This is a genomic window from Streptomyces sp. NPDC048257 (assembly GCF_043201855.1).
In the GTDB taxonomy this organism is placed as follows: Bacteria; Actinomycetota; Actinomycetes; order Streptomycetales; family Streptomycetaceae; genus Streptomyces.
On sequence record NZ_JBICZI010000006.1, the window covers coordinates 33246 to 55738 of the forward strand.

The following is a 22493-nucleotide window of genomic DNA, read 5'->3' on the forward strand; positions in this document are numbered from 1 at the left end:
CACGCGCGGAGCCGGTGACCGGAGTCACAACTCCCGCTAATCGTCTGCAAATCGGTGTCTGAATATCGGAGATCGAATTTGCGAACAGGCGATCTCTTGTTACCGTTCTTGTAGCCCGGTCGCTGGTGCATCCCCCGTCGCCAGCGACCGGGCCCTTGATTTTCAGGGTGCGGTCAACCGTCACCCGGCACCGGTGAGTTGCTCCCGGACCTCAAGAGCAGTTCCCCTTCATCATCCGGAACTGCAAATTCCGCTACGGCCGAGTAACCCTCCGGCTCCCCTGCCGAAGCCTCCTTCGGCGTCTCGCACAGGCCCGGTTCGTCACCCGCGCCCACCGTGCACCGGATCTGGACCGTGCGTCCGGCCGGACCCATCACCGTGAGCACCGCGTCGAGTGCGCGACCGCTCGTGTTCCGGTAGTAACTCCGGCCCCACGTCCGGCCTTCACCCACCAGCACGCAGGTCTGCGCCTCCACCCCGTGCGGCGAGGACAGTTCGGGGCCGCAGCGGGAATCCGTACGGGGCTGCTCGGCCGGGCCCGGCTGCTGCGGGCCGGCCGGCGGCGCCGAGTGCGCGGGCGCCTCGGGGGACGTGCGAGAGGAGTCCGAAAGCCCGAGCGCCGAGAACAGGCCGCCGCCTTTTCCGTCATCCTGACCGGCAAAATCCGGCCCGGCGATCGCTCCGGCGAGCGGGAGCGACAAGATGATCAGCACACCGGCGCCGATACCGATCAGGCGGAGATTCATTCGCCGAAGATAGCGAGGCGGGAATGGGGCACGGAGATCCCCGCGCCCAATTCCCTTGGAAACTCGTCCCGCTGGCACCCGTACGAGTGATCCTCGGGCGTCCTGCAGGTCAGTACGCGAGCCTGCTGCCGCCGCCGGGCGCACCGCTGCTGGCCTCGACCAGAGCGTCCACGACGGCCTCGACATCGGGCAGCCACAGGCTTCCCGCATCTTCCGTACCCGGCGCCCCTCCCGTACCTCGCGCACCCGCCGGCCGCCGATCCGCCCGCGGCTCCCGTTCCCAGCGCACCTGGCCACCGCTGGACGCGGCCGAGGGCGGCAGCAGCAGATAGCCGCCCTCGCCGTGGAAGCGCAGCGAGGAGGGCACGTGGTCCTTCGCGTACAGGAGTTCGCCGAGCCGTTCCAGCGAGTAGGGCGCCACCAGCAGCGCCCAGCGGGTGGGCGTGGCCACGACCGGCCCGAGCCGCATGCCCTGCGCGTCCAGTCGTACGAGGGCACGTGCGGCCGCACCGGCCGGCAGGCTCACCGCACACGGGGCGTCCGCGCCGGTGGCCATCAGGACCGGCGCGGTGGGCCGGTTGGTCCACCACCAGGCCACCATCCGGGGGTCGGTGGTGGCGGCGAGCAGCCCGGGGTCGAAGGGGTGTGCGCCGGGGACGACGCAGTCGGGGTCGGGGCAGGCGCACCGCGAGCCGTCGGTGCCGGAGCGTCCGACGCCGGGCAGTACGGGCCACTGCCAGGTGGTGGCGCAGACGAGCGCCGCGTCGAGGAGAGCGGACGTGCCGCCGCTCTGTCCCGGGTCGGGGCGCAGGGATTGAAAGCGATCGCGGAGCCGCTGGAGACGCCTTCCGAGGATCTCGCGCATATGCGCTCGTTCCTTTCCGTTGAACGCCGAGGGCCACATCACACCATGTAACCGGTGTCTCACCACACGTACAGGTTTCGCGTCACTGTCCGCCAGAAGCAGGTACACACGGTTCGTGCAGTTTCTTACGGGTCCATCAAACGTCCCGCGGGGGTGGAGCGCGACCCGCGCCGGCCGCCGGGAACGGCTGCCGCCGCTAAGGACGACGGCCCGTGCCGGGCGGTTCCCACGGCGCCAACTGACCCCGCGCGCCAATGAGTACGTACCCGACCCTCCGTGGAGCCCGCCCAGTCGACCTCAAAAACCGACTGCTTCCAGCTTTTTCCGGCCAAGTTCTAGCCTTGGCTCGACAGTGAGTTGCCGTCCCATGGACACCAGGATTCCCACCTGGCCAATGCTGGACATGCATCCATGTGTGCGTGTAGATGTGGATTCCTTGATGGCGGCGCAGCACGGTCTGGGGGTTTGCGATGCTATTTGGCGAATCGCACCAGGTGGAAAGGCGGACGCCATGAGCGCCCCGCATCTGCCGAAAGTGGCTGGAATCGATCCAGTAGTAACCGTGTCGCCGCAGACTGCGGCGCCCACGCCCGCCCGGACCACCCCCGCACCGGCCCCTCCGCCCGGCCCGGGCAGCGTCATCCAGGACCGGCTGGCGGGCATGGTCTCGGACCTCACCACCCTGCACGAGCTCACCGAGCGCCTCGCCCGCGCCTGCGACCTCGACACCTCCCTGCGCGAGTTCCTGCGCGCCGGAGCCGCACTCGTCGGTGCCCGCCGCGGCCTGGTCGTCCTGGAGCCCTCCGACGGACTCGGCCCGACCAGCACGATCGGCCTCGGGCTCGGCCACGCGGAGCTCGGCCACATCGAGACCGTGCCGCGCAGCGCCACCTCCTACGGGCGGATCCTCGACGGTCTGCCCGATGCCCAGGGCGGCTCCGAGGTCCTTCCCGAACCGGACGCGCCCCCCGGCACCGGGGGTTTCGCCGCCCCCGTGGACCCCCGCCACCGTGAGGTCGCCGCCCGTCTCGGCTACGCCGCGAGCTATGCGCTCCCCCTCACCGCCGAGGCCACCGGCCGGCTCGGCGCGGCCGTCTGGCTCTACGACGAGCAGGCCGAGCCGAGTGACCGCCAGCGCGACCTCGCCGGGCTGTACGTGCGGCACGCCGCCGAGCACCTGGCCCGGATGCTGGAGGTGGAGCGCTCCCGCGCGAACCTGGCCACCCTCGCCGAGGAACTGCTGCCGAGCCGGCTCCCCCGGATCCCCGGTGTGCAGCTCGCGGCCCGCCACCACACGGGGCCGCGCGGCGGGGGCGACTGGTACGACGCCCTGCCGCTGCCCGAGGGCGCCCTGGGACTGGCCGTCGGCTCCGTCACCGGATCCGGGCCGAGCGCCGTCGCCGCGATGGGCCGGCTGCGCGCCTCGCTGCGCGCCTACGCCGTCATGGAGGGCGAGGACCCCGTAGCGGTCCTGTCCGACCTGGAGCTGCTGCTGCGCCTCACCGAGCCCGCCCGCTCCGCCACCGCGCTCTTCGCCTACTGCGAACCCGCCGGGGGACCTCAGTCCGAGGGCCGGCGCAGCAAGATCATCCTGGCCGGTGCGGGGCACACTCCGCCGCTGCTGATCGGCGAGCACCGCACCGAGTACGTGGAGACCTCGCTCTCCGCGCCCCTGGGCATGCTGTCCTGCTGGGAGGCACCGAGCGTGGAGATCGAACCCGCACCCGGAGAAACGGTGCTTCTCTACACCGACGGGCTGCTCCACCACACGGGCGACCCGATGGACCGTGCCTACGCCCGGCTGCACGCCGCGGCCGCGGGGGTACCCCGTAGCGTCCGCGACGACCCGGCGGCCCTGTGCGAGCACATCCTGCGGACCGTACTGCCCGGCGGGGAGCCGACCGCGGCCCCCGAGGACATCGTGCTGCTCGCCGCCCGGTTCGAATGAGGCTCGGAGCGTGTTCCGAATCGTGACGGAGGGCACGATTCGGAACGGCTCTTCCCGTACACGCATACGATGGATGCGGTCCACACCCAGGTCCGTACCGTCGTAGCTGAGGAGAAGACGTGGCTGACGAGCTCACCCCGGAGACCCCGGAAGAAGAGCAGCCCAAGAAGACGCACAAGCAGCGCAAGAACGGTCTGTACCCGGGCGTCAGCGACGAACTCGCCGAGAGCATGCGCAGCGGCTGGGCCGACACCGAGCTGCACGGACTGGAGCCGATCGCCCAGGCCGCGCACACGGTCGCCCGCCGCGACGCGCTGTCCCGGCGCTTCCCGGGCGAGCGCCTGGTGATCCCCGCAGGCCGTCTGAAGACCCGCTCGAACGACACCGAGTACCCCTTCCGCGCCTCGACCGAGTACGCGTACCTCACCGGCGACCAGACCGAGAACGGCGTGCTGGTCCTGGAGCCCACCGGGCCGACCGGCCACACGGCCACCATCTACCTGCTGCCGCGCTCCGACCGGGAGAACGGCGAGTTCTGGCTGTCCGGACAGGGCGAGCTGTGGGTCGGCCGGCGCCACTCCCTCACCGAGGCCGAGCAGCTCCTGGGCATCCCCGCGAAGGACGTGCGCGAGCTCGCCGAGGCCCTCACCGAAGCCGAGGGCCCGGTCCGCGCCGTGCGCGGCCACGACTCGGTGATCGAGTCCGCCCTCACCGACAAGGTGACCAAGGAGCGCGACGAGGAACTGCGCGTCTACCTCTCCGAGGCCCGCGCCGTGAAGGACGCCTTCGAGATCGGCGAGCTGCAGAAGGCCGTCGACTCCACCGTCCGCGGCTTCGAGGACGTCGTGAAGGTGCTGGACAAGGCCGAGGCCACGTCCGAGCGCTACATCGAGGGCACCTTCTTCCTGCGCGCCCGCGTCGAGGGCAACGACGTCGGCTACGGCTCCATCTGCGCCGCCGGCCCGCACGCCTGCACCCTGCACTGGGTCCGCAACGACGGCGACGTCCGCTCCGGTGACCTGCTGCTGCTCGACGCCGGTGTGGAGACCCACTCCCTGTACACCGCCGACGTCACGCGCACGCTGCCGATCAACGGCACGTACACGGACATCCAGCGCAAGATCTACGACGCGGTCTACGAGTCCCAGGAAGCCGGCATCGCCGCGGTGAAGCCGGGTGCGAAGTTCCGCGACTTCCACGATGCCTCCCAGCACGTGCTGGCCGAGAAGCTCGTCGAGTGGGGTCTGCTGGACGGCCCGGTGGAGCGCGTCCTGGAGCTGGGCCTGCAGCGCCGCTGGACCCTGCACGGCACCGGCCACATGCTCGGCATGGACGTCCACGACTGCGCCGCCGCGCGCACCGAGGCGTACGTCGCCGGCACCCTGGAGCCGGGCATGTGCCTGACCGTCGAGCCCGGTCTGTACTTCCAGACCGACGACCTGGCCGTGCCCGAGGAGTACCGCGGCATCGGCGTCCGGATCGAGGACGACATCCTCGTCACCGAGGACGGCAACCGGAACCTGTCGGCCGGACTGCCGCGCACCTCGACGGACGTCGAGGCCTGGATGGCGCGCCTGAAGGGCTGACGAACCACTGCCGGTGCGTCTCGATGGGTGGGATCCTCGTCAGGGTCCCGCCCATCGGCGTTTCTCCGCTGGCCGGCGAGACACCCCCTAGGACACCTTGAGCAGGGAGTCGTCGCGCCACTTCAGCATCTTGTCGAAGCTCACCACGGCGCCGCGGCCCGGCCGGTTGCGGAAGCGGACGTGGTCGGCGAGTTCGGCGATCAGGTGCAGGCCCCGGCCGTGTTCGGCCAGCGAGGGTCTGCGGCGGGCCACCGTCGCGGGCGGGAATCCCGGACCGGAATCGGTCACCTCGATGCGGCAGCAATCCCCGTCCAGATAGGCCGTGACGTGGTACGCCTCGGCATCGTCCGGGATTTCACCACCCCCGCCGTGCTCCACAGCGTTCGCACACGCCTCGCTCAGCGCCACCGAGAGATCGAAGGAGATGTCCGGGTCCACCCCCGCGGTCTCCATCGTCCCCAGCAGCAGCCGCCTGGCGAGCGGCACGCTCGCGGCTTCGCGCCTCAAGTGGAGAGACCACCAGATGCTCATACGGTTACCTATTGCCGCCCGCGAGGGGGCGTAAGCGCTCTGCGGCCGTTCGAGACCTCAATACGCTCGTTCGGCCGATGTGACTCTCCCGGGGCGCGGTGTATGCGGCGGACCCGGCCGGGTCCGCGCGGAGGGGACTCGTGCGGACGTCCTGCGGCACTCCGGCGGACCTCCTGGGGGTCTCATGCCGGACTCGAGCGGACCTTCCGGACCTGCCGTATGAAGGGCCCGGGCGCAGTGCGATGATGACCCGGCCATGTCTGACCCCCACGCGACGCACGCCGGAGCCGGCCTCCGGCTGATCCGGGCCGCGGTGTTCACCGCGGTCTGTGTCGTGCTGTCCGCGATCGGGCATGCCCTGGCGTCCTGCGCCACCGTGCCCTGGTGGTCCCTCTGCCTCGGCTTCCTCGCCGTCTTCGCGGTCGCGGCCCCGCTCGCGGGCCGTCGGCGGACACTGCCCGGCATCGCCGCCGTGCTCACCGCCGGACAACTCGGCCTGCACGCACTGTTCGGCCTCGGCCAGCACGGCGCCGTGGCCGCGCAGGCACCGGCCGGCACCGCCGACGCCTCGCTCGCGGAGCTCGCCGCCCGGCTGGTGTGCGGGGGCAACTCCGTGCCGCTCAGCCCGGCCGACTCCCGGCAGATCCTGGAGGCCGCGGGCCTCGACCCGGCCGCCCTGGCCGAGCAGGCGGGACAGGCCGGGCAGGTCGTTGCGCAGGGACACGGCGCGCACGCGCACGTGGCCCAGGCCGTCACCGCAGCTCCCGCAACCGGCCTGTTCAGCCCGGCCATGCTGGCCGGTCACCTGCTGGCCGCACTCGCCGCGGGCTGGCTGCTCGGCCGCGGCGACGCCGCACTCTTCCGGCTCGTCGAGCTGTCCCGGCGCTCCGCCGAGGCCGCCCCGATGCGCCCGCTGCGCGCCGCACTGGCCTTCGTACGGGCCCTCGGCGCCGGTCTCCCGGGCTCGGCCGCCCGGACCCTGCAGGCCCCGCGGACCGGGTCCGACCCGGCACTCTCCACCGGCCGGGAAGCCCTCCAACACACGGTGACCCGGCGCGGCCCGCCCGTGGCGCTCGCTCTCGCAGCCTGACGCGGCACCCTCCCTTCCCCGACTCAGAGCGGGACACCGGTGCCGCGAACTCCGCGCGCACCCGTGCGCGGAGCCACCGCCACCACTGCTTCCGTGGAGTGTTCCTGCCATGAAGACCTCTCGCGTCTCCGTTGCCGCCGCCCTCGCCGCCGGTACCGTCCTCTTCCTCTCGGGCCCTGCCTTCGCCCACGTCGGCGTACAGCCCGCCGGCGAGGCCGCCAAGGGTGGCTACGCGACGATCAACTTCAAGGTCCCCAACGAGCGGGACAACGCGTCGACCACCCAGCTGGAGGTCAACTTCCCGATCGACCAGCCGCTCACCTCGGTCATGCCGCAGGACGTTCCCGGCTGGACCGTGGCTGTCGAGAAGACCAAGCTCGACAAGCCGCTGACGGTCCACGGAAAGCAGATCAACGAGGTCGTCACCAAGGTGACCTGGTCCGGTGGCAAGATCGAGGCCGGGAAGTTCCAGCAGTTCCCGCTCTCCGTGGGCAAGCTGCCCGAGAGCGCCGACCAGATGGTCTTCAAGTCCATCCAGACGTACGACAACGGCGAGGTCGTCCGCTGGATCGAGGAGGCCAAGGAAGGCGCCGCGGAGCCGCAGAACCCCGCGCCCGTCCTGAAGCTGACCGCGCCCAAGGGCGACGACCACCACGACAGCGGCGCCAAGGCCGACGAGGCGAAGAACGCCGACAAGGACGCCGAACACGGCCACGACGAGGCCGCCGAACACGGCTCCGACACCACCGCGCGCGTCCTCGGCATCGCCGGCATCGTCATCGGACTCGGCGGTGTCGCCTTCGGCATCGCCTCGCGTCGCCGCTCCGTCTGACCTGCCGCGCCCATGGGGCGCTGTCACTCCGAACATCCGTAGCATCCCCGATCCCAGGGACATTTCTCCATGCGCACCACACGTGTGACGGTCGCCGCTCTCATCGCGGCGGCCGCCCTCACCCTCACCGCCTGCGGCGGCGAGCCGGCCAAGACCGGTTCGGTCACCCAGATCTCCGGCGGCCAGAACAACGCCAAGGCCGCGACCGTCCTGGACCGCCCCTTCGGCAAGCCGGAGCTCGTCCTCACGGACACCACCGGCAAGCCGTGGAACCTGCGTGAGCAGACCAAGGGAAAGCCGACCCTCATCTACTTCGGATACACCCACTGCCCCGACGTGTGCCCGCTGACGATGAGCAACATCGCCGTCGCCAAGAAGGCGCTCCCCGAGGCCGACCAGGACGACCTCCGGGTCGTCTTCGTCACCACCGACCCTGAGAGGGACACTCCCGAGACCCTCGGCGCGTGGCTGAAGGGGCAGGACCCGTCCTTCATCGGACTCACCGGGGACTTCGCGACCATCCAGGCCGCCGCACGCACGCTCGGCATCGGCATCGAGGCCCCCAAGAAGGAGGCCAACGGCGACGTCGTCTCCATGCACGGCGCCCAGGTCATCGCGTTCTCGCCGAAGACCGACGAGGGGTACGTCCTCTACGGCGAGGGCACCACCGTCGACGACTACACCAAGGACCTGCCGAAGCTCATCAAGGGAGAGAACCCGTGAACGCCCGCACCACCCGCGTCCTCGCCGCGGCCCTCTCCCTGACGGCAGCGCTCGCCATATCCGGCTGCTCCGGTGAGGCCGAGCCGAAGATGACCGTCAGCGGCGCCTTCATGCCCCAGCCCGTGAACGACAAGATGGCCGGCGGCTTCATGGTCATCAAGAACGGCTCCGGGACCGCCGACAAGCTCACCGGCGCCACCTCCTCGCTCTCCGACGATCTCCAGATCCACGAGACCAAGGACCAGAAGATGCAGCACGTCCCGTCGATGGACGTGCCGGCGAACGGCGAGCTCCGACTGAAGCGGGGCGGCAACCACATCATGTTCATGGGGCTCAAGAACACTCCCCAGGTCGGCGACAAGGTCACCGTCGAGCTCCGCTTCGAGAAGGCCGGCCCGGTCAAGGTCGAGCTGGACGTGAAGGACCGGACGTACAACGCGCAGCACTCGTAAGCCCACTGACGGACCGAGGAACTGACACGCCATGACGGCCACCGCCCCCGCCCCCTCCACGGCCCGCGCCCGTGCCACGGCAGTCCTGCCACGGCTCGCGCTGGTCCTCGCGGCTCTGCTGGCAATTCTGTTCGCCGCGGCCTCACCGGCCACGGCGCACGCCGCACTCACCGCGAGCGACCCCCAGGACGGGGCGGTGGTCGCCACGGCCCCCGCCCAGGTCACCCTCTCCTTCTCGGAGCAGGTCGCCATGGGCGATGACTCCATCCGCGTCCTCGATCCCCAGGGCAAGCGGGTGGACACCGGCGAGCTCCGCGACATGTGCAGCGGCAACACCATCCGCTACGGCAGCGCGCTGCACGCCGGACTGCCGGACGGCACCTACACCGTCGCCTGGCAGGCCGTCTCGGCCGACAGCCACCCGATCTCCGGCGCCTTCACCTTCTCCATCGGCGCACCCTCGGCCACCGATGTCACCCTGCCCACCGCGCAGGCGGGCGGCGGACCCGTCGGCATCGCGTACGGGATCGCCCGCTACGCCGCCTACGCCGGGTTCACCGTCCTCGTGGGCGGCGCCGCCTTCATCCTGCTGTGCTGGCGCCGGGGCGCGGCCGAGCGGCCGCTCCAGCAGCTCGTCGTGCGCGCCTGGGTCGCCCTGACCGCCGCCACCCTCGCGATGCTGGTGCTCCGGGCCCCGTACACGGGGTCCGGCAACTTCTCCGACGTGTTCGACCTCGACGGGCTCCGGGCCGTCCTGGAGACCAAGACCGGAGCCTCACTGGTCTCCAGGCTGCTCCTGCTGGGCGCGGCCGCCCTCTTCGTCGCGGTCCTGTTCGGCGTCTACGCGGGCCGCGTGGCGGACGACGGACCCGTTGAGGCCGGGAAGGCCGAAAAGACCGAGGGGACCGAGGAGACCGAGACGCCGGACGACACCAGCGATCTCACCTTCGGGCTGGCCATCGGCGGCGCCGTCGTGGCCGGCGGTATCGCCGCCACCTGGGCCCTCTCCGAGCACGCCTCCACCGGTATACAGCCCGGCATCGCCATGCCCGCCGACATCCTGCACCTGATGGCCGTCGCCACCTGGCTCGGTGGTCTCGCCGCGCTGCTCATCGCCCTCCACAAGGTTCCCGGGATCGAGCGGGCTGCCGTCCGGCGCTTCTCCAGGGTCGCCTTCGTCAGCGTCCTGGTGCTCGCCGTCACCGGCATCTACCAGTCCTGGCGCCAGCTCGGCAGCTGGTCCGCCCTCACCGGCACCGACTACGGCCGGCTGCTCCTCCTGAAGGTCGGTCTGGTCACCGTCCTGCTCGGCATCGCCTACGTGTCCCGCAAGTGGACCGCACGGCTCGCGGATGGCCCCGCGGCCGCCGCCGGGCAGCCCTCGGACGATGTTTCACGTGAAACAGCCCCGGGTGACTTCTCCGAGGTTTCCGAGGCCTCCGGCCCCTCCGATGTTTCACGTGAAACAGAGCCCGTGACCGTCCCCGCGGACCCGGAGCGTGCCGCCCAGCTCGCCCGGCAGCGCGCCGCCCGCGAGAGCGCGCGTGAGAAGCGGGTGCGGGACGCCGACCCGGACCGGGCGGGCCTGCGCCGCTCCGTCCTCGCCGAGGCGGCCGTCGCCGTGATCCTTCTCGCCGTCACCACCGTGCTCACCAGCACCGAGCCCGGGCGGACGGTGGAGCAGGAGACGACCAGCGGCTCCACCGCCACCGCCGTCCCCAACCGCGCCGTCAAGATCACCCTCCCCTTCGACACCGGCGGCCCGAACGGCAAGGGGTCCGTCCGGCTCGAGCTCGACCCGGGACGGGTCGGCGCGAACACCCTGCACCTCTGGTCCGACTCCGGCGACGGCACGCCCCTCGACCTCCCCGAGGTCAAGGTCGCCTTCACCCTTCCCGCCAAGGACATCGGCCCCCTGCCGGTCCTCCCCGACCGGGCCGCCCCCGGGCACTGGACCGCATCCGGCGTCCAGCTGCCGCTCGCCGGTGAATGGCGTATCGACGTGACCGTCCGTACGTCCGACATCGACCAGACCACCGTCCAGAAGACCGTGAAGATCGGCTGACCAGCGTGACCGAGAGCAACCCCGACATCGAGATCTCCCGGCGCAGGCTGCTGGGCACCGTCGGCGCCGCAGGCGCCGCCGGGATCGCCCTCGGAGCCGCAGGCGGCGCCCTCGCGCACTCCGCGCTCGCCGACTCCGGAACCGGCTCCGCCTCGGGCACGGCCGGCAGTCTGGCCTCGCTCGGCGCCAGCCAGGTGGCCTTCCACGGGGACCACCAGGCCGGCATCACGACCCCGCTGCAGGCCAAGGGGCACCTCGTCGCCTTCGATCTCGCCGCCGGGGCGGGCCGTACGGAGGCCGCCGCGCTGCTGCGGCGCTGGTCCGACACCGCCCGGAAGCTGATGGCGGGCGAGCCGGCTCCGACCTCCGACAGCGGGATCGCCCTCGACGCCGGTCCGTCCTCCCTCACCGTCACCTTCGGCTTCGGCCACTCCTTCTTCGAGCGCACCGGCCTCACCGCCCGCCGCCCCACCGCCCTCGACCCACTGCCGGACTTCTCCTCGGACCGGCTCGACCCCCAGCGCAGCAACGGCGACCTGTGGGTCCAGATCGGCGCCAACGACGGCCTCGTCGCCTTCCACGCGCTGCGCGCCCTGCAGAAGGACGCCGGGGAGGCCGCCCGCGTCCGGTGGCAGATGAACGGCTTCAACCGGTCTCCCGGCGCCACCGGTACCCCGATGACCGCCCGCAACCTCATGGGCCAGATCGACGGCACCGGCAACCCCAAGCCCTCGGAGCCCGACTTCGACAAGCGGATCTTCGTACCCGGCGCGGGCCCCGGGCCCTCCGAGCACGCGTGGATGGTCGGGGGCTCGTACGCCGTCGTCCGGCGTATCCGCATGCTCCTCGATGACTGGGACAAGCAGTCCACCGCCCAGCAGGAACAGGTCATCGGCCGTACCAAGGCCACCGGCGCCCCCCTGACCGGCGGCGGCGAGACCACCGAGATGGCGCTCGACAAGCTCGGCGCCGACGGCAAGCCCGTCATCCCGTCCAACGCCCACGCCCGGATCTCCGCCCCCGAGCAGAACGGTGGGGCCGCCATGCTGCGGCGCCCCTTCTCCTTCCACGACGGCATCGGCGCCGACGGTGCTCCCGACGCCGGGCTCCTCTTCGTCTGCTGGCAGGCCGATCCGCTGCGCGGATTCGTACCCGTTCAGCGCAAGCTCGACCGCGGCGACGCGCTGTCGGAGTTCATCCGGCACGAGTCCAGCGGCCTGTACGCGGTTCCGCCCGGCCCCCGCAGCGGCGAGTACGTGGGGCAGCGGCTGCTCGAAGGATGAACAGCAACCCGGTGGGCGGCACCCCGGCATTAGGCTGATCGCATGTCAGCCACCCGCTTCACGTATCTCGGTCCCGAGGGCACTTTCACCGAGGCCGCCCTGCGCACCCTGCCGGAAGCCGCGACCCGGGAACTCGTCCCGATGGTGTCGGTCCCGGCTGCCCTGGACGCCGTACGCAACGGCGAGGCGGCCGCTGCCCTGGTCCCGATCGAGAACTCGGTGGAGGGTGGGGTCACCGCCACCCTCGACGAGCTGGCCTCGGGCGAACCGCTGATGATCTACCGCGAGGTGCTGCTGCCCATCACCTTCGCGCTGCTCGTGCGGCCCGGGACCGCCCTGTCGGACGTCAAGACCGTCACCGGGCACCCGGTCGCCCAGCCGCAGGTGCGCAACTGGCTGCGGGCGAACCTGCCCGACGCGGTGTGGGAGTCGGCCGCCTCGAACGCCGACGGCGCCCGGCTGGTCCAGGAGGGCCGCTTCGACGCCGCCTTCGCGGGCGAGTTCGCCGCCGCCACCTACGGGCTCGTTCCGCTGGTGACCGAGATCCACGACGCGGAGAACGCCGAGACCCGGTTCGTGCTGGTGGGACGCCCCGCACGGCCGGCCGCACCGACCGGCGCGGACAAGACCTCCGTGGTGCTGTGGCTCGGCGACGACCACCCCGGTGCGCTGCTGGAGCTCCTCCAGGAGTTCGCGGTCCGCGGGGTGAACCTGATGCTGATCCAGTCCCGTCCAACTGGACAGGGCATCGGCAACTACTGTTTCGCCGTCGACGCCGAGGGCCATATTTCCGACCGGCGGGTCAGCGAGGCGCTCATGGGTCTCAAGCGGACCTGCCCCCAGGTCCGCTTCCTGGGGTCCTACCCGCGGGCCGGTGTCGCTCAGAGTGATGTCCGTGCGCCTCGGGCCGGAACCTCCGACGGTGACTTCACGGCCGCTTCCGACTGGCTGGGGCGTTGCCTCGACGGGCGTGCGTAGAGGGTTATCCACTGTCCACAGAGTTATCCACAGGCCGAGATGGGGACCTGGGGACAAGTCGACAGAACAGCATGACAAGGTCGACAAATCGGCCGGGGGGCTCAGGTTTCGCTCTGAGGAGCGGGAGGTGAACGGTGTCACCCCCGCATCACCGATCAACTCTTTGGGGCGAGTCATTCCCACCCGAATGAGTGTGTGGGGGTGGTTTGAACCCTGATTCGCCTCGGCCGTCGACCGATCAGGAATGATCTATTCCTGTGTCCACAGATGCGGCACACAGCCTGTGGATAAGTCTCGGGCCGCGACAATTCCTGTGGACAAGAATCCCCTCCGGCCCTGCTCAGCGCCCGCCCGACCGTCGGCATTCTGCCCCTTTTCGGGGAATGGGACCGCTTTTATTGACGCTCCGAGAACGACCACTTCCGGTCAGCCGTCAAGACTTATCCATTCGTTGCAATTAGGACATAGCGACACGCAGCGTGATATCGGTGTGATCCCAGGAACCCCAGCCCGGTAGCCTGGAGGAGTGATTGACCTCCGGCTGCTCCGTGAAGACCCTGACCGTGTCCGCGCCTCGCAGCGCGCCCGTGGAGAGGACGTCGAACTCGTCGACGCACTGCTCTCCGCCGACGAGCGCCGCAGGTCCTCAGGCATGCGCTTCGACGAACTGCGCAATGAGCAGAAGTCGCTCGGCAAGCTCATCCCCAAGGCCTCCCCGGAGGAGCGGGCCGAGCTGCTGAAGAAGGCCGAGCAGCTCAAGCAGGACGTCAAGGCCGCCGAGGCCGAGCAGAACGAGGCCGACGAAGCCGCCAAGCAGCTTCTCCTCCAGCTGGGCAACATCGTCCACGAGGACGTCCCGGTCGGCGGCGAGGAGGACTTCACCGTCCTCGAGACGCACGGCACCATCCGCGACTTCGCCGCCGAGGGCTTCGAGCCCAGGGACCACCTGGAGCTCGGCGAACTGCTGGGCGCCATCGACGTCGAGCGCGGCGCCAAGGTCTCCGGTTCGCGCTTCTACTACCTGACCGGCGTGGGAGCCCTGCTGGAGCTGGCGCTGGTCAACGCGGCCATCGCCCAGGCCACCGAGGCCGGCTTCATCCCGATGCTGACCCCGGCGCTGGTCCGCCCGCGCGCCATGGAGGGCACCGGCTTCCTCGGCCAGGCCGCCGAGAACGTCTACCACCTGGAGAAGGACGACTTCTACCTGGTCGGCACCTCCGAGGTACCGCTCGCCGCGTACCACATGGACGAGATCATCGACGCCGACAAGCTGCCGCTGCGGTACGCCGGCTTCTCCCCTTGCTTCCGCCGCGAGGCCGGTACGTACGGCAAGGACACCCGCGGCATCTTCCGCGTCCACCAGTTCGACAAGGTCGAGATGTTCTCGTACGTCGCGCCGGAGGAGGCCGAGGCCGAGCACCAGCGGCTCCTGGAGTGGGAGAAGCAGTGGCTGACCAGCCTGGAGCTGCCGTTCCAGGTGATCGACGTGGCCACCGGTGACCTGGGCGCCTCCGCCTCCCGCAAGTTCGACTGCGAGGCGTGGATCCCGACCCAGGGCAAGTACCGCGAGCTGACCTCCGCCTCGAACTGCAACAGCTTCCAGGCCCGCCGCCTGTCGATCCGCTACCGCGACGGCAAGAAGACCCAGCCGCTGTCCACGCTGAACGGCACGCTGTGCGCGGTCCCGCGCACGATCGTCGCGATCCTGGAGAACCACCAGCAGGCCGACGGTTCGGTACGTGTGCCCCAGGCGCTCCGCCCGTACCTCGGCGGCCGCGAGGTCCTGGAGCCGAACACCAAGTGAGCCCGGCCCCGTTCCCGTACAAGCTCGTCGCGACCGATCTCGACGGCACGCTGCTGCGTGGCGACGACACCGTCTCGGAACGCACCCGTGAAGCGCTCGTCGCGGCCACCGCGGCGGGCGCGGCGCACATCATCGTCACCGGCCGGGCCGTGCCCTGGACCCGGCACGTCCTGGACGATCTCGGCTACAAGGGGATCGCCGTCTGCGGGCAGGGCGCGCAGGTCTACGACGCGGGTGCGCACCGGCTGCTGACCTCGGTGACGCTGGACCGGCAGCTGGCCGGTCTGGCGCTGTCGAAGATGGAGGCCGAGATCGGCCCGCTGGCCCTGGCGGCCAGCCGGGACGGGGTGGACGGCGAGGTGCTGTTCGGGCCCGGGTACCAGGTGCAGGAGGGCCTCCCGGCCATATACCTGGACGACACAAAGGCGCTCTGGACGGCTCCGCTGAACAAGCTCTACATCCAGCACCCGGAGCTGGACGACGACACGCTCGTCAAGGCGGCCCGGCAGATCGTGGGCAGCCTGGTCGACATCGTCATGGCGGGTCCCGGCATCGTCGAGATCCTTCCGCTGGGACTGACCAAGGCCACGGGGCTGTCGCTGGCAGCGCGCCGGCTGGGCGTGAAGGCGGCGGAGACGATCGCCTTCGGCGACATGCCCAACGACATCCCGATGTTCGGCTGGGCCGCGCACGGGGTGGCGATGGCCAATGCCCATGCCCAGCTCAAGGCCGTGGCCGACGAGGTGACGACCTCCAACGAGGAGGACGGCATCGCGGTGGTGCTGGAGCGTCTGCTGGGCGCCGCGTAGCGCGTAGGACGTGGGAGAGGTCCGGGGCAGCCCGCGCCAGATGGCGCGCTCGAAGTGGCTGCCCCGGACCTTTTGTTGCTCCCCGCACGACTCACTCTGCACCTGGTACAGGCCGCTTACCAGCGAATTTCCGCCCGTCAGCCGTGCGTCCGGCGGCGGCACCAGTAGGCGGCGCTGAGCACGGCCAGCAGCGGACCCCACAGGAGCACGGGAACGTAGGACAGGGTCATGGCCCAGTAACCGAGCCCGCGCGGCGCCGTCGGGTCCCCCGCGTTGACGCCGTTCCAGAACCAGGCCATGGCGCACGCGAGGACGGTGACGGCGACCGCCGCGAGAGCGAAGGGGATCGCGACCAGCAGGCGGTGGATCCGGCGACCGCCGAGGACGGGAACCCAGCGGGGGACCTCCTCTCCCCAGCGCTGCACCAGTCCGAGGGACGCCAGCCCCAGGCACTCCTGGAGGACGCACAGGGCCACGAGGGCCAGGGATCCCCAGCCGGGGTACTGGGCGTGATGGTGCGGGCTGCCCACTCCGAAGCCGAGGGGGACGCCGGCGGCCATCACCAGCCGCCACAGGCAGCTCGGAAGGACGGTGAGGGCGGCTGCGTGGGCCGCCCGCCGCATCCAGGGCGAGACGTGTGCGGCGGTGTCCGTGGCGCGGGTGGTGACGGCGGCGGGGGCGGCTACTGCGGGCATCGTCATGTCCTGTTCCGGAGGCGGTCGGTGATGCCTCTAGCCTCCGGCGGACGGCCGGCCGGGACCATCCGCCGATCAGCAGGCCTGTGGCGGAGCCGCGTCGCCAGGCTCTGCCGAACGGCAGATGGCAAGCCCCGGCGTGCGCTCGTAGGGTCGGCTCATGACCGCCAACCTGCATGCCGTGTATGCCCCGTTACTGGCCACGGCTGCCGTCGCCGGCCTTGCCGCCACCGCCCTGGGGGCGCCCGCGGCGTGGCTGCTGCTCTGGGTGGGTCTCCTGCTGCCGCTGCTGGCCCTGGTGGTCCGCTGGTCACCGGTGCGTTCGGGGACCGTCGCGGGCGTCCTGGGCGTGGCGGCCGTCGCGCTGTGGCCCGTCCCGCTGGTGTGGGCGGCGGGTTCCTGGCTGGAGGCCTGCGGGGTCGCGGGGTTCTGGGCGCTGCCCGCCCTGGGGGCCGTGCTGGTCGGTGGCTATCTGCGCCGTCAGGCGGACCGGGTGCGGCAGGCCGTACGGGACGCGCGGCGCGACCAGCAGCTGGAACTGGCCCGCGATCTGCACGACTTCGTCGCGCATGACGTGAGCGCGATCGTGGTGCAGGCGCAGGCGGCCCGGTTCGTGGCCGCGCAGGACCCCGGGCAGGCGGTCCGGGCGCTGGAGCGGATCGAGATGGCGGGGCTGAGTGCGCTGGCGTCCATGGACCGCACGGTGCACGCGCTGCGGGAGGCCGCGGGAGGGTCGACGACCGCGCTTCCGGGCCTGGCCCAACTGCCGGAGCTGGTCGAGCGGTTCGAGGGTGGGGCCCTGGACGCCGACCCCGCGGCCGTGCAAGAGCTGTCACGGGAGGCGGACACCACCGCGTACCGGGTGGCCGTCGAAGCGCTGACGAACGTACGCCGGCACGCGCCAGGGGCGGCCGTGGTGCGGGTCGGCCTGTGCCGGGCCGGGGCGGGCATAGAGCTCAGCGTGACCAATTCCGCCGCGCCCCGGGGTGGGGGCGGGCTGCTGGCGCGCCGGCGGCGGGGTGGGACCGGACTGGCCGGTCTGAGCGGACGGGTGGAGGCGGCGGGCGGGACGCTGCGGGCCGGGTCGAGTGAGGACGGCGGGTGGCGGGTTTGCGTCGTCTTCCCGACGCGGGAGCGCCCCCTCGGGTGATCATGGCGGCGTGACCACACGCATCCTGATAGCCGATGACCAAGAGGACATTCGCAGCGGTTTCCGGCTGATCCTCGATTCGCAGCCGGACATGACCGTGGTGGGAGAGGCGGCGGACGGGGAGAACGCGGTGGCGCTGGCCCGCGAGCTACGGCCGGACGTGGTGCTGGCGGACATCCGGATGCCGCGGCTCGACGGGCTGGAGGTGACCCGGCTACTGGCGCCGCAGACGCGCGTCGTGGTGGTGACCACCTTCGACCTGGACGAGTACGTGCACACCGCGCTGCGCAACGGCGCCTGCGGGTTCCTGCTGAAGCGGTCCGGGCCGACGCTGCTGATCGAGGGGGTGCGGGCGGCGATGGCGGGGGACACGCTGATCAGTCCGCAGATCACGGTGCGGCTGCTGAGCCGGCTCACGCAGGCGGGTCCGGTCTCCCGGCCCGCGACGCATCCGCTGACGGAGCGGGAGGTGGACATCGTGCGGCTGGTGGCGCGGGGTCTCACCAACGCGGAGATCGGTACGGAGCTGTTCATCAGCGCGGGGACGGCCAAGACCCACATCGCGAACGTCCAGGCCAAGCTCGGGGCCCGGAACCGGGTGGGAATCGCCGCCTGGGCGTGGGAGCACGGCGTCGCGACAGCGGGGGCAGAGGCGGACACCCCCTAGGAGCGTCATGTTTCACGTGAAACAACGTGGCGGGTGAGCGGCCAGGCGAGCAGGCCGACGGAGAGCGCGATGGCGTGGCCGAGGTCCGTGAAGGTGCCGCCGGTGAGCAGGGGGATCCCGAAGAAGGAGACCGCTCCGGCCAGGTAGAGCCATTTCCAGGGCCCGGGGATGCGGTAGGTGAGGACACCGATGGAGGCCGCGAGCCCGTAGCTGACGCCGATGTCGACGACGTGGGTCATGCTGTGCGGGGCCCGGTGGTCCTGGATGGCCGTCAGGAGGATCTTCTGGCTGATCAGTGTGGCGACGACGTGGGCGGTCGCGACGATCAGGAGCCAGCGCACGGTGCCGAGCCAGCGTTCGACGGGGGCGTGGAACAGCTCGAAGAGCACGACGTAGAGGGCGAGCGAGGCCGGGTTCACGATCCAGAAGGCGCTGCTGATCAGTGCCCGCACGGGGTATTTCTCGAGCTGGTTGATGTTGCTGCTGTTGCGGTGGAGCAGGACGTGGTCGAGCTGGTCGGGCGCGATCGCAACGACGACGCTGGTGACGGCAATGATCAGCAGCCAGATGTGCGTTCCGGGCGAGGAGCGTATCCAGGACCGCACTGGCCTGGACGGCTCCGGCTCGGTGTGCTCGACCATGCACCGATGATGACGCGCAAACCTGTGCCCCGCCTGGCCGGTGGGCCGGGCGGGGCACGGGTTCGGGGCGCTGCTGCGGGGACCTACTCCTCGCCGGCCAGGGTGAGGCGGCGGAGCTTCTGTCCTGCGTAGACGGTGGCGCCGACGGTGACCGCGCAGAGCAGGATCACGGCGGTGGGCAGGCCGACGGTGGCGTCGACGTAGCCGTCTCCGGCGACCTTCTCGGCGATGGACAGGGCCCACTGCTGGACGCTGAGGGTCTTGGCTCCGGCGACCAGGCTGCCGAAGAGCGATTCCCAGATCAGGGCGTAGACCAGGCCGAAGACGACCGCGTGCCGGCTGACGGTGCCCAGCAGCAGGAACAGCGCGCTGTAGGCGATCGAGGCCACGAGGGCGGCGATCGTGTAGGCGACGGCGATCTGCTGGCCGTTCCCGTTGAGGATGAAGCCGGCGATCAGGGTGGGGATCGCGGAGAAGACCATGGTGACGGCGATCGCCACGAACAGTTTGGTCATGATGATCGTCGGGCGCTTCACCGGCTTGGCGAGCAGGTAGACGATCGAGCCGTCGTCGATCTCGGGTCCGATGGCGCCGGTGCCGGCGATGACACCGATCAGCGGAACCATGGTGGCGAGGGCGAAGCCCCCGAGGAGGTCGGCCGCGACCTTGTCGTCCACGCCCACGAAGGCACGGACCACGAGGGCGATGACGATCAGCAGGGCGGGCAGCGCGAAGAGGATCAGCGCACGGCGCCGGCCGAGCAGGGCCCGGTAGGTGAGCCGGGCGACGGTGGGTTCGTACATGGGTGCCAGCTCCTTTCAGGCCGCGACGAGGTAGGAGAAGACCGACTCGAGGGACTCGTCGGAGGGCGAGACCGTCAGCAGCCGGATGCCGTGTGCCCGGGCCACGCGGGGCAGCAGCTCGGTGAAGCGGCCGAAGTCGACGGCCTGGATGCGCAGCGCGCCTTCCTTGAGGTCGACCTCGATACCGGCGGTGGAGGGGTCGGCGATCAGGGCCGCGGCGAGGACCCGGTCGTCGGAGGAGCGGATGAGGTAGCGGTGCGGGCGGTCCGTCATCAGGCGGCGGATCTTGCGGAAGTCGCCGGATGCGGCGTGCCGGCCGGCCACGACCACCTCGATGTGCGAGGCGAGCTGCTCGACCTCCTCCAGGATGTGGGAGGAGAACAGGACGGTGCGTCCCGCGTCGCCCATGCGCCGCAGCAGGTCCATGAGCTGCATGCGCTGGCGCGGGTCCATGCCGTTGAACGGCTCGTCGAGAAGCAGTACGGACGGGTCGTGGACGAGGGCCGAGGCCATCTTCACGCGCTGGCGCATGCCTTTGGAGTACGTGGAGATCTTGCGGTCCTGGGCGTACTCCATCTCGACGGTGGCGAGCGCCCGCTGGGCGGCCGCGTCGTCGAGGCCGTGGAGTTCGGCGTTGGCGACGACGAACTCCCGGCCCGTGAGGAAGTCGTACATGGCCTCGCGCTCGGGCACGACGCCGATCTGCTTGTAGACCTGCTCGTTCTGCCAGATCGGCGCGCCGTCGAGGGTGACGGTGCCCGTGGAGGGGGAGAGGAAGCCGCCCATCATGTTGATGAGGGTGGACTTTCCGGCGCCGTTGGGACCCAGCAGCCCGGTGACGCCGGGGCCGATGCTCATGGTCACGTCGTTGACGGCGACGACGTTCCCGAACCAGCGGGAGGTGTGGTCGATGTTGATGGTGGTCACAGCCCGGCCTTCCGGTAGCGGGCCATCAGGGCGGCGTAGGAGCCGACGATGAGGCCGAGGGCGACGAGCAGGTAGACGACGCCGGGGCCCGCGGAGGGGCCCTCGCCACCGGGGAAGGCGGAGGTCGCGCCGAGGAACGCGGTCTGTACGCCGTCGATGAGGGTGATCGGGGAGAACAGCCCCATCCAGTCGATGGCTCCGGTGTTCCCGGTGCTGTAGGCGATTCCCTGGACCGCGGTCACCGCGCCGAAGGGGATGAGGAGCACCGCGATGATCGCGGCGACGCCGAACCCGCGGCGCGGGGTGAGCGCGGCCATGACCAGGCCGAGGCCCGCGAAGAGCAGCGACAGCAGCAGAACCGACACGAGTCCCTGCCCGAATCCCTTGGTCTGGTCGGCGAAGTCGAACTTCGCCAGGAGCGAGCCGATCCACATGATCAGCAGCGGGGTCGCGGTGAGGATGAACAGCGCCGAGGCCATGGCCGCGTACTTGGCCACGACGTAGTCGACGCGTTCGATGGGCCGCGAGAAGTAGAGCGGCACCGTCTTGAAGCGCAGGTCCCGCGAGACCGACTGCGGTGCCTGGGACGCGAGGAAGAGGCCGATGATCACCTGGGTGGTCAGGGCGTACGTCGTGTACTTGATCGGCAGGTCGGTGGAACCGGGCACCGCGATGGCAACCGCGACGATGATCAGCGCGGGCACGCACATCACCGCGAAGAGGAGCATCGGGAGGACCTTGGACTTGGCGGAACGGCCGAGCCCGTAGGCGCCGCGCAGGGACTGCGAGAACAGCGACTTGCGGGCGTAGGCGCGGCCGAGCCGGGGTCCGTCGTAGGACCGGTAGCCGATGTTGTGGATCTGGGTCGAGGTGTCAGGCGCCATCGGAACCGGCTCCCTTCTGCTGGACGGTGGGCGAGGGCTGGTCGTTCGCGCGGAAGACCTCCGCGATGTGGTGGCGGCGCTGCTCCATGCGGACCAGGCCGATGCCCAGGTCGGCGACGGTGTCGCGGACGGTGTCGTACGTCTCCTCACCGGTGGCCTCGACGAGGAGGATGTGGCCGGCGCCGGGCAGGCCCTGCTCCTCGCCGACGTGCAGGGTGACGCCCGCCTCGGTGAGCGCCTTGCGCAGGGCGGCGGTGCCGTCCGGGTGGGTGTCGGAGTCGGTGACCTCGACCGCGAGGGTCGTGGTGATCTGGGTGAAGTCGCTGGTGGAGCTGGAGCGCAGCAGCTTGCCGCCGTCGACGACCACCACGTGGTCGCAGGTCCGCTCCAGCTCGCCGAGGAGGTGGGAGGTGACCAGGACGGAGATGCCGAAGTCGGTGTAGATGCGGCGGATCAGGCCGAGCATCTCGTCGCGGCCGACCGGGTCCAGACCGTTGGTCGGCTCGTCGAGGAGCACCAGCTGGGGGTCGTGGACGAGGGCCTGGGCGAGCTTGACGCGCTGCTTCATGCCCGTGGAGTAGCCGCCGATGGGGCGGTAACGCTCCTCGTACAGCCCGACGTGGCGCAGGGTGTCGGCGGTGCGCTCGCGGGCCGCGGTGGGCGGCAGCCCGGACATGCGCGCCATGTGGACGACGAACTCGGTGGCCGAGACGTCGGGTGGCAGGCAGTCGTGCTCGGGCATGTAGCCGACGCGTTCACGGATGGCGCCGCCATGCGTGCGGACGTCGAGGCCGAGCACGGCGGCGCTGCCCTCGGTGGCGGGGGACAGTCCCAGCAGAATCTTGATCAGCGTGGACTTGCCGGCTCCGTTGGCACCAACGAGGCCGGTCACACCAGGCCCGATGTCCAGGGAGAGCCGGTCGAGGGCGGTCACTCGGGGATACCGCTTGCTCAGGCTTTCGGTCGCGATGACAGTCACGGGTTCGACGTTAGTGGCGCGGCTCTCGCGAAACG

General features: G+C 70.8%; 22 protein-coding genes. 13 read left to right on the top strand and 9 right to left on the bottom strand.

The window, feature by feature from the left end; genetic code table 11:
* Nucleotides 1–173: 173 nt before the first annotated feature.
* The gene (locus tag ACGFZK_RS15470) at nucleotides 174–746 is read right to left on the bottom strand and encodes a hypothetical protein (protein WP_393849386.1); all 573 of its coding nucleotides are present in this window, start codon (nucleotides 744–746) and stop codon (nucleotides 174–176) included.
* 109 nt (nucleotides 747–855) lie between these two features.
* Nucleotides 856–1611 carry a bifunctional DNA primase/polymerase gene (locus ACGFZK_RS15475; protein ID WP_393849387.1) on the bottom strand — a complete coding sequence of 252 codons (756 nt, stop codon included), beginning with the start codon at nucleotides 1609–1611 and terminating at the stop codon, nucleotides 856–858.
* Nucleotides 1612–2005: 394 nt separating this feature from the next.
* Between ACGFZK_RS15475 and ACGFZK_RS15480 the strand changes: the two genes are divergently transcribed.
* Nucleotides 2006–3559, top strand: a complete 1554-nt coding sequence (locus ACGFZK_RS15480) for a PP2C family protein-serine/threonine phosphatase (RefSeq protein ID WP_393849609.1) — start codon at nucleotides 2006–2008, stop codon at nucleotides 3557–3559.
* Between the two features lie 119 nt (nucleotides 3560–3678).
* On the top strand, nucleotides 3679–5145 hold the full coding sequence (locus tag ACGFZK_RS15485; RefSeq protein ID WP_393849388.1) for an aminopeptidase P family protein: 1467 nt from the start codon (nucleotides 3679–3681) through the stop codon (nucleotides 5143–5145).
* An 87-nt stretch (nucleotides 5146–5232) separates the two neighbouring features.
* Here the strand turns inward: ACGFZK_RS15485 and ACGFZK_RS15490 are convergent, their stop codons facing one another.
* Nucleotides 5233–5676 carry an ATP-binding protein gene (locus ACGFZK_RS15490; protein ID WP_393849389.1) on the bottom strand — a complete coding sequence of 148 codons (444 nt, stop codon included), beginning with the start codon at nucleotides 5674–5676 and terminating at the stop codon, nucleotides 5233–5235.
* Between the two features lie 256 nt (nucleotides 5677–5932).
* On the opposite strand from ACGFZK_RS15490, the gene ACGFZK_RS15495 reads away from it, so the two are divergent.
* The 9 genes from ACGFZK_RS15495 to ACGFZK_RS15535 all read left to right on the top strand — a co-directional run bounded on the left by ACGFZK_RS15495 (nucleotide 5933) and on the right by ACGFZK_RS15535 (nucleotide 15712).
* The gene (locus tag ACGFZK_RS15495; protein WP_393849390.1) at nucleotides 5933–6766 is read left to right on the top strand and encodes a hypothetical protein; all 834 of its coding nucleotides are present in this window, start codon (nucleotides 5933–5935) and stop codon (nucleotides 6764–6766) included.
* 109 nt (nucleotides 6767–6875) lie between these two features.
* Nucleotides 6876–7598: a YcnI family protein gene (locus ACGFZK_RS15500; protein WP_393849391.1), complete on the top strand. Its 723-nt coding sequence runs from the start codon at nucleotides 6876–6878 to the stop codon at nucleotides 7596–7598.
* Between the two features lie 69 nt (nucleotides 7599–7667).
* Nucleotides 7668–8321, top strand: a complete 654-nt coding sequence (locus ACGFZK_RS15505) for an SCO family protein (RefSeq protein WP_393849392.1) — start codon at nucleotides 7668–7670, stop codon at nucleotides 8319–8321.
* Nucleotides 8318–8773: a copper chaperone PCu(A)C gene (locus ACGFZK_RS15510; protein WP_393849393.1), complete on the top strand. Its 456-nt coding sequence runs from the start codon at nucleotides 8318–8320 to the stop codon at nucleotides 8771–8773. The genes ACGFZK_RS15505 and ACGFZK_RS15510 overlap by 4 nt, the downstream gene beginning before the upstream one ends.
* Nucleotides 8774–8804: 31 nt before the next feature.
* Nucleotides 8805–10838: a copper resistance CopC/CopD family protein gene (locus tag ACGFZK_RS15515; protein WP_393849394.1), complete on the top strand. Its 2034-nt coding sequence runs from the start codon at nucleotides 8805–8807 to the stop codon at nucleotides 10836–10838.
* Nucleotides 10763–12121, top strand: a complete 1359-nt coding sequence (gene efeB / locus ACGFZK_RS15520; RefSeq protein WP_393849395.1) for an iron uptake transporter deferrochelatase/peroxidase subunit — start codon at nucleotides 10763–10765, stop codon at nucleotides 12119–12121. Before ACGFZK_RS15515 ends, efeB begins: the two co-directional genes overlap by 76 nt.
* Nucleotides 12122–12163: 42 nt before the next feature.
* Nucleotides 12164–13099 carry a prephenate dehydratase gene (pheA, locus tag ACGFZK_RS15525; protein WP_393849396.1) on the top strand — a complete coding sequence of 312 codons (936 nt, stop codon included), beginning with the start codon at nucleotides 12164–12166 and terminating at the stop codon, nucleotides 13097–13099.
* 526 nt (nucleotides 13100–13625) lie between these two features.
* Nucleotides 13626–14903: a serine--tRNA ligase gene (gene serS / locus ACGFZK_RS15530; protein WP_393849397.1), complete on the top strand. Its 1278-nt coding sequence runs from the start codon at nucleotides 13626–13628 to the stop codon at nucleotides 14901–14903.
* Nucleotides 14900–15712, top strand: coding sequence for an HAD family hydrolase (locus ACGFZK_RS15535; protein WP_393849398.1), 813 nt, complete (start codon nucleotides 14900–14902; stop codon nucleotides 15710–15712). Before serS ends, ACGFZK_RS15535 begins: the two co-directional genes overlap by 4 nt.
* 137 nt (nucleotides 15713–15849) lie before the next feature.
* On the opposite strand, the gene ACGFZK_RS15540 is transcribed toward ACGFZK_RS15535, so the two are convergent.
* Complete coding sequence (locus tag ACGFZK_RS15540; RefSeq protein ID WP_393849399.1) at nucleotides 15850–16407, bottom strand: hypothetical protein; 558 nt, start codon at nucleotides 16405–16407, stop codon at nucleotides 15850–15852.
* A gap of 160 nt (nucleotides 16408–16567) precedes the next feature.
* Between ACGFZK_RS15540 and ACGFZK_RS15545 the strand changes: the two genes are divergently transcribed.
* On the top strand, nucleotides 16568–17557 hold the full coding sequence (locus ACGFZK_RS15545) for a sensor histidine kinase (RefSeq protein WP_393849400.1): 990 nt from the start codon (nucleotides 16568–16570) through the stop codon (nucleotides 17555–17557).
* A gap of 10 nt (nucleotides 17558–17567) precedes the next feature.
* The gene (locus ACGFZK_RS15550) at nucleotides 17568–18224 is read left to right on the top strand and encodes a response regulator (RefSeq protein ID WP_393849401.1); all 657 of its coding nucleotides are present in this window, start codon (nucleotides 17568–17570) and stop codon (nucleotides 18222–18224) included.
* Between the two features lie 5 nt (nucleotides 18225–18229).
* Here the strand turns inward: ACGFZK_RS15550 and ACGFZK_RS15555 are convergent, their stop codons facing one another.
* The 5 genes from ACGFZK_RS15555 to ACGFZK_RS15575 form a co-directional block, all read right to left on the bottom strand.
* On the bottom strand, nucleotides 18230–18865 hold the full coding sequence (locus tag ACGFZK_RS15555; RefSeq protein ID WP_393849402.1) for a rhomboid-like protein: 636 nt from the start codon (nucleotides 18863–18865) through the stop codon (nucleotides 18230–18232).
* 83 nt (nucleotides 18866–18948) lie between these two features.
* Nucleotides 18949–19668, bottom strand: a complete 720-nt coding sequence (locus tag ACGFZK_RS15560) for an ABC transporter permease (protein WP_393849403.1) — start codon at nucleotides 19666–19668, stop codon at nucleotides 18949–18951.
* 15 nt (nucleotides 19669–19683) lie between these two features.
* On the bottom strand, nucleotides 19684–20595 hold the full coding sequence (locus ACGFZK_RS15565; protein WP_393849404.1) for an ABC transporter ATP-binding protein: 912 nt from the start codon (nucleotides 20593–20595) through the stop codon (nucleotides 19684–19686).
* A complete protein-coding gene (locus tag ACGFZK_RS15570; RefSeq protein WP_393849405.1) occupies nucleotides 20592–21479 on the bottom strand; it encodes an ABC transporter permease in 888 nt (295 codons plus the stop codon). Before ACGFZK_RS15570 ends, ACGFZK_RS15565 begins: the two co-directional genes overlap by 4 nt.
* Nucleotides 21469–22458, bottom strand: coding sequence for an ABC transporter ATP-binding protein (locus ACGFZK_RS15575; protein WP_393849406.1), 990 nt, complete (start codon nucleotides 22456–22458; stop codon nucleotides 21469–21471). The genes ACGFZK_RS15570 and ACGFZK_RS15575 overlap by 11 nt, the downstream gene beginning before the upstream one ends.
* Nucleotides 22459–22493 lie beyond the last annotated feature (35 nt).

What these genes read in the sequence shown, in the direction of transcription:
- ACGFZK_RS15505 (WP_393849392.1), top strand. Translation starts at nt 7,668, where the DNA reads ATGCGCACCACACGTGTGACGGTCGCCGCTCTCATCGCGGCGGCCGCC.
- pheA (WP_393849396.1), top strand. Translation starts at nt 12,164, where the DNA reads ATGTCAGCCACCCGCTTCACGTATCTCGGTCCCGAGGGCACTTTCACC.
- ACGFZK_RS15495 (WP_393849390.1), top strand. Translation starts at nt 5,933, where the DNA reads ATGTCTGACCCCCACGCGACGCACGCCGGAGCCGGCCTCCGGCTGATC.
- ACGFZK_RS15555 (WP_393849402.1), bottom strand. Translation starts at nt 18,865, where the DNA reads ATGGTCGAGCACACCGAGCCGGAGCCGTCCAGGCCAGTGCGGTCCTGG.
- ACGFZK_RS15540 (WP_393849399.1), bottom strand. Translation starts at nt 16,407, where the DNA reads ATGCCCGCAGTAGCCGCCCCCGCCGCCGTCACCACCCGCGCCACGGAC.
- ACGFZK_RS15545 (WP_393849400.1), top strand. Translation starts at nt 16,568, where the DNA reads ATGACCGCCAACCTGCATGCCGTGTATGCCCCGTTACTGGCCACGGCT.
- ACGFZK_RS15470 (WP_393849386.1), bottom strand. Translation starts at nt 746, where the DNA reads ATGAATCTCCGCCTGATCGGTATCGGCGCCGGTGTGCTGATCATCTTG.
- ACGFZK_RS15500 (WP_393849391.1), top strand. Translation starts at nt 6,876, where the DNA reads ATGAAGACCTCTCGCGTCTCCGTTGCCGCCGCCCTCGCCGCCGGTACC.
- ACGFZK_RS15570 (WP_393849405.1), bottom strand. Translation starts at nt 21,479, where the DNA reads ATGGCGCCTGACACCTCGACCCAGATCCACAACATCGGCTACCGGTCC.
- ACGFZK_RS15490 (WP_393849389.1), bottom strand. Translation starts at nt 5,676, where the DNA reads ATGAGCATCTGGTGGTCTCTCCACTTGAGGCGCGAAGCCGCGAGCGTG.
- ACGFZK_RS15480 (WP_393849609.1), top strand. Translation starts at nt 2,006, where the DNA reads ATGCTGGACATGCATCCATGTGTGCGTGTAGATGTGGATTCCTTGATG.
- efeB (WP_393849395.1), top strand. Translation starts at nt 10,763, where the DNA reads ATGGCGTATCGACGTGACCGTCCGTACGTCCGACATCGACCAGACCAC.
- ACGFZK_RS15475 (WP_393849387.1), bottom strand. Translation starts at nt 1,611, where the DNA reads ATGCGCGAGATCCTCGGAAGGCGTCTCCAGCGGCTCCGCGATCGCTTT.
- ACGFZK_RS15515 (WP_393849394.1), top strand. Translation starts at nt 8,805, where the DNA reads ATGACGGCCACCGCCCCCGCCCCCTCCACGGCCCGCGCCCGTGCCACG.
- ACGFZK_RS15560 (WP_393849403.1), bottom strand. Translation starts at nt 19,668, where the DNA reads ATGTACGAACCCACCGTCGCCCGGCTCACCTACCGGGCCCTGCTCGGC.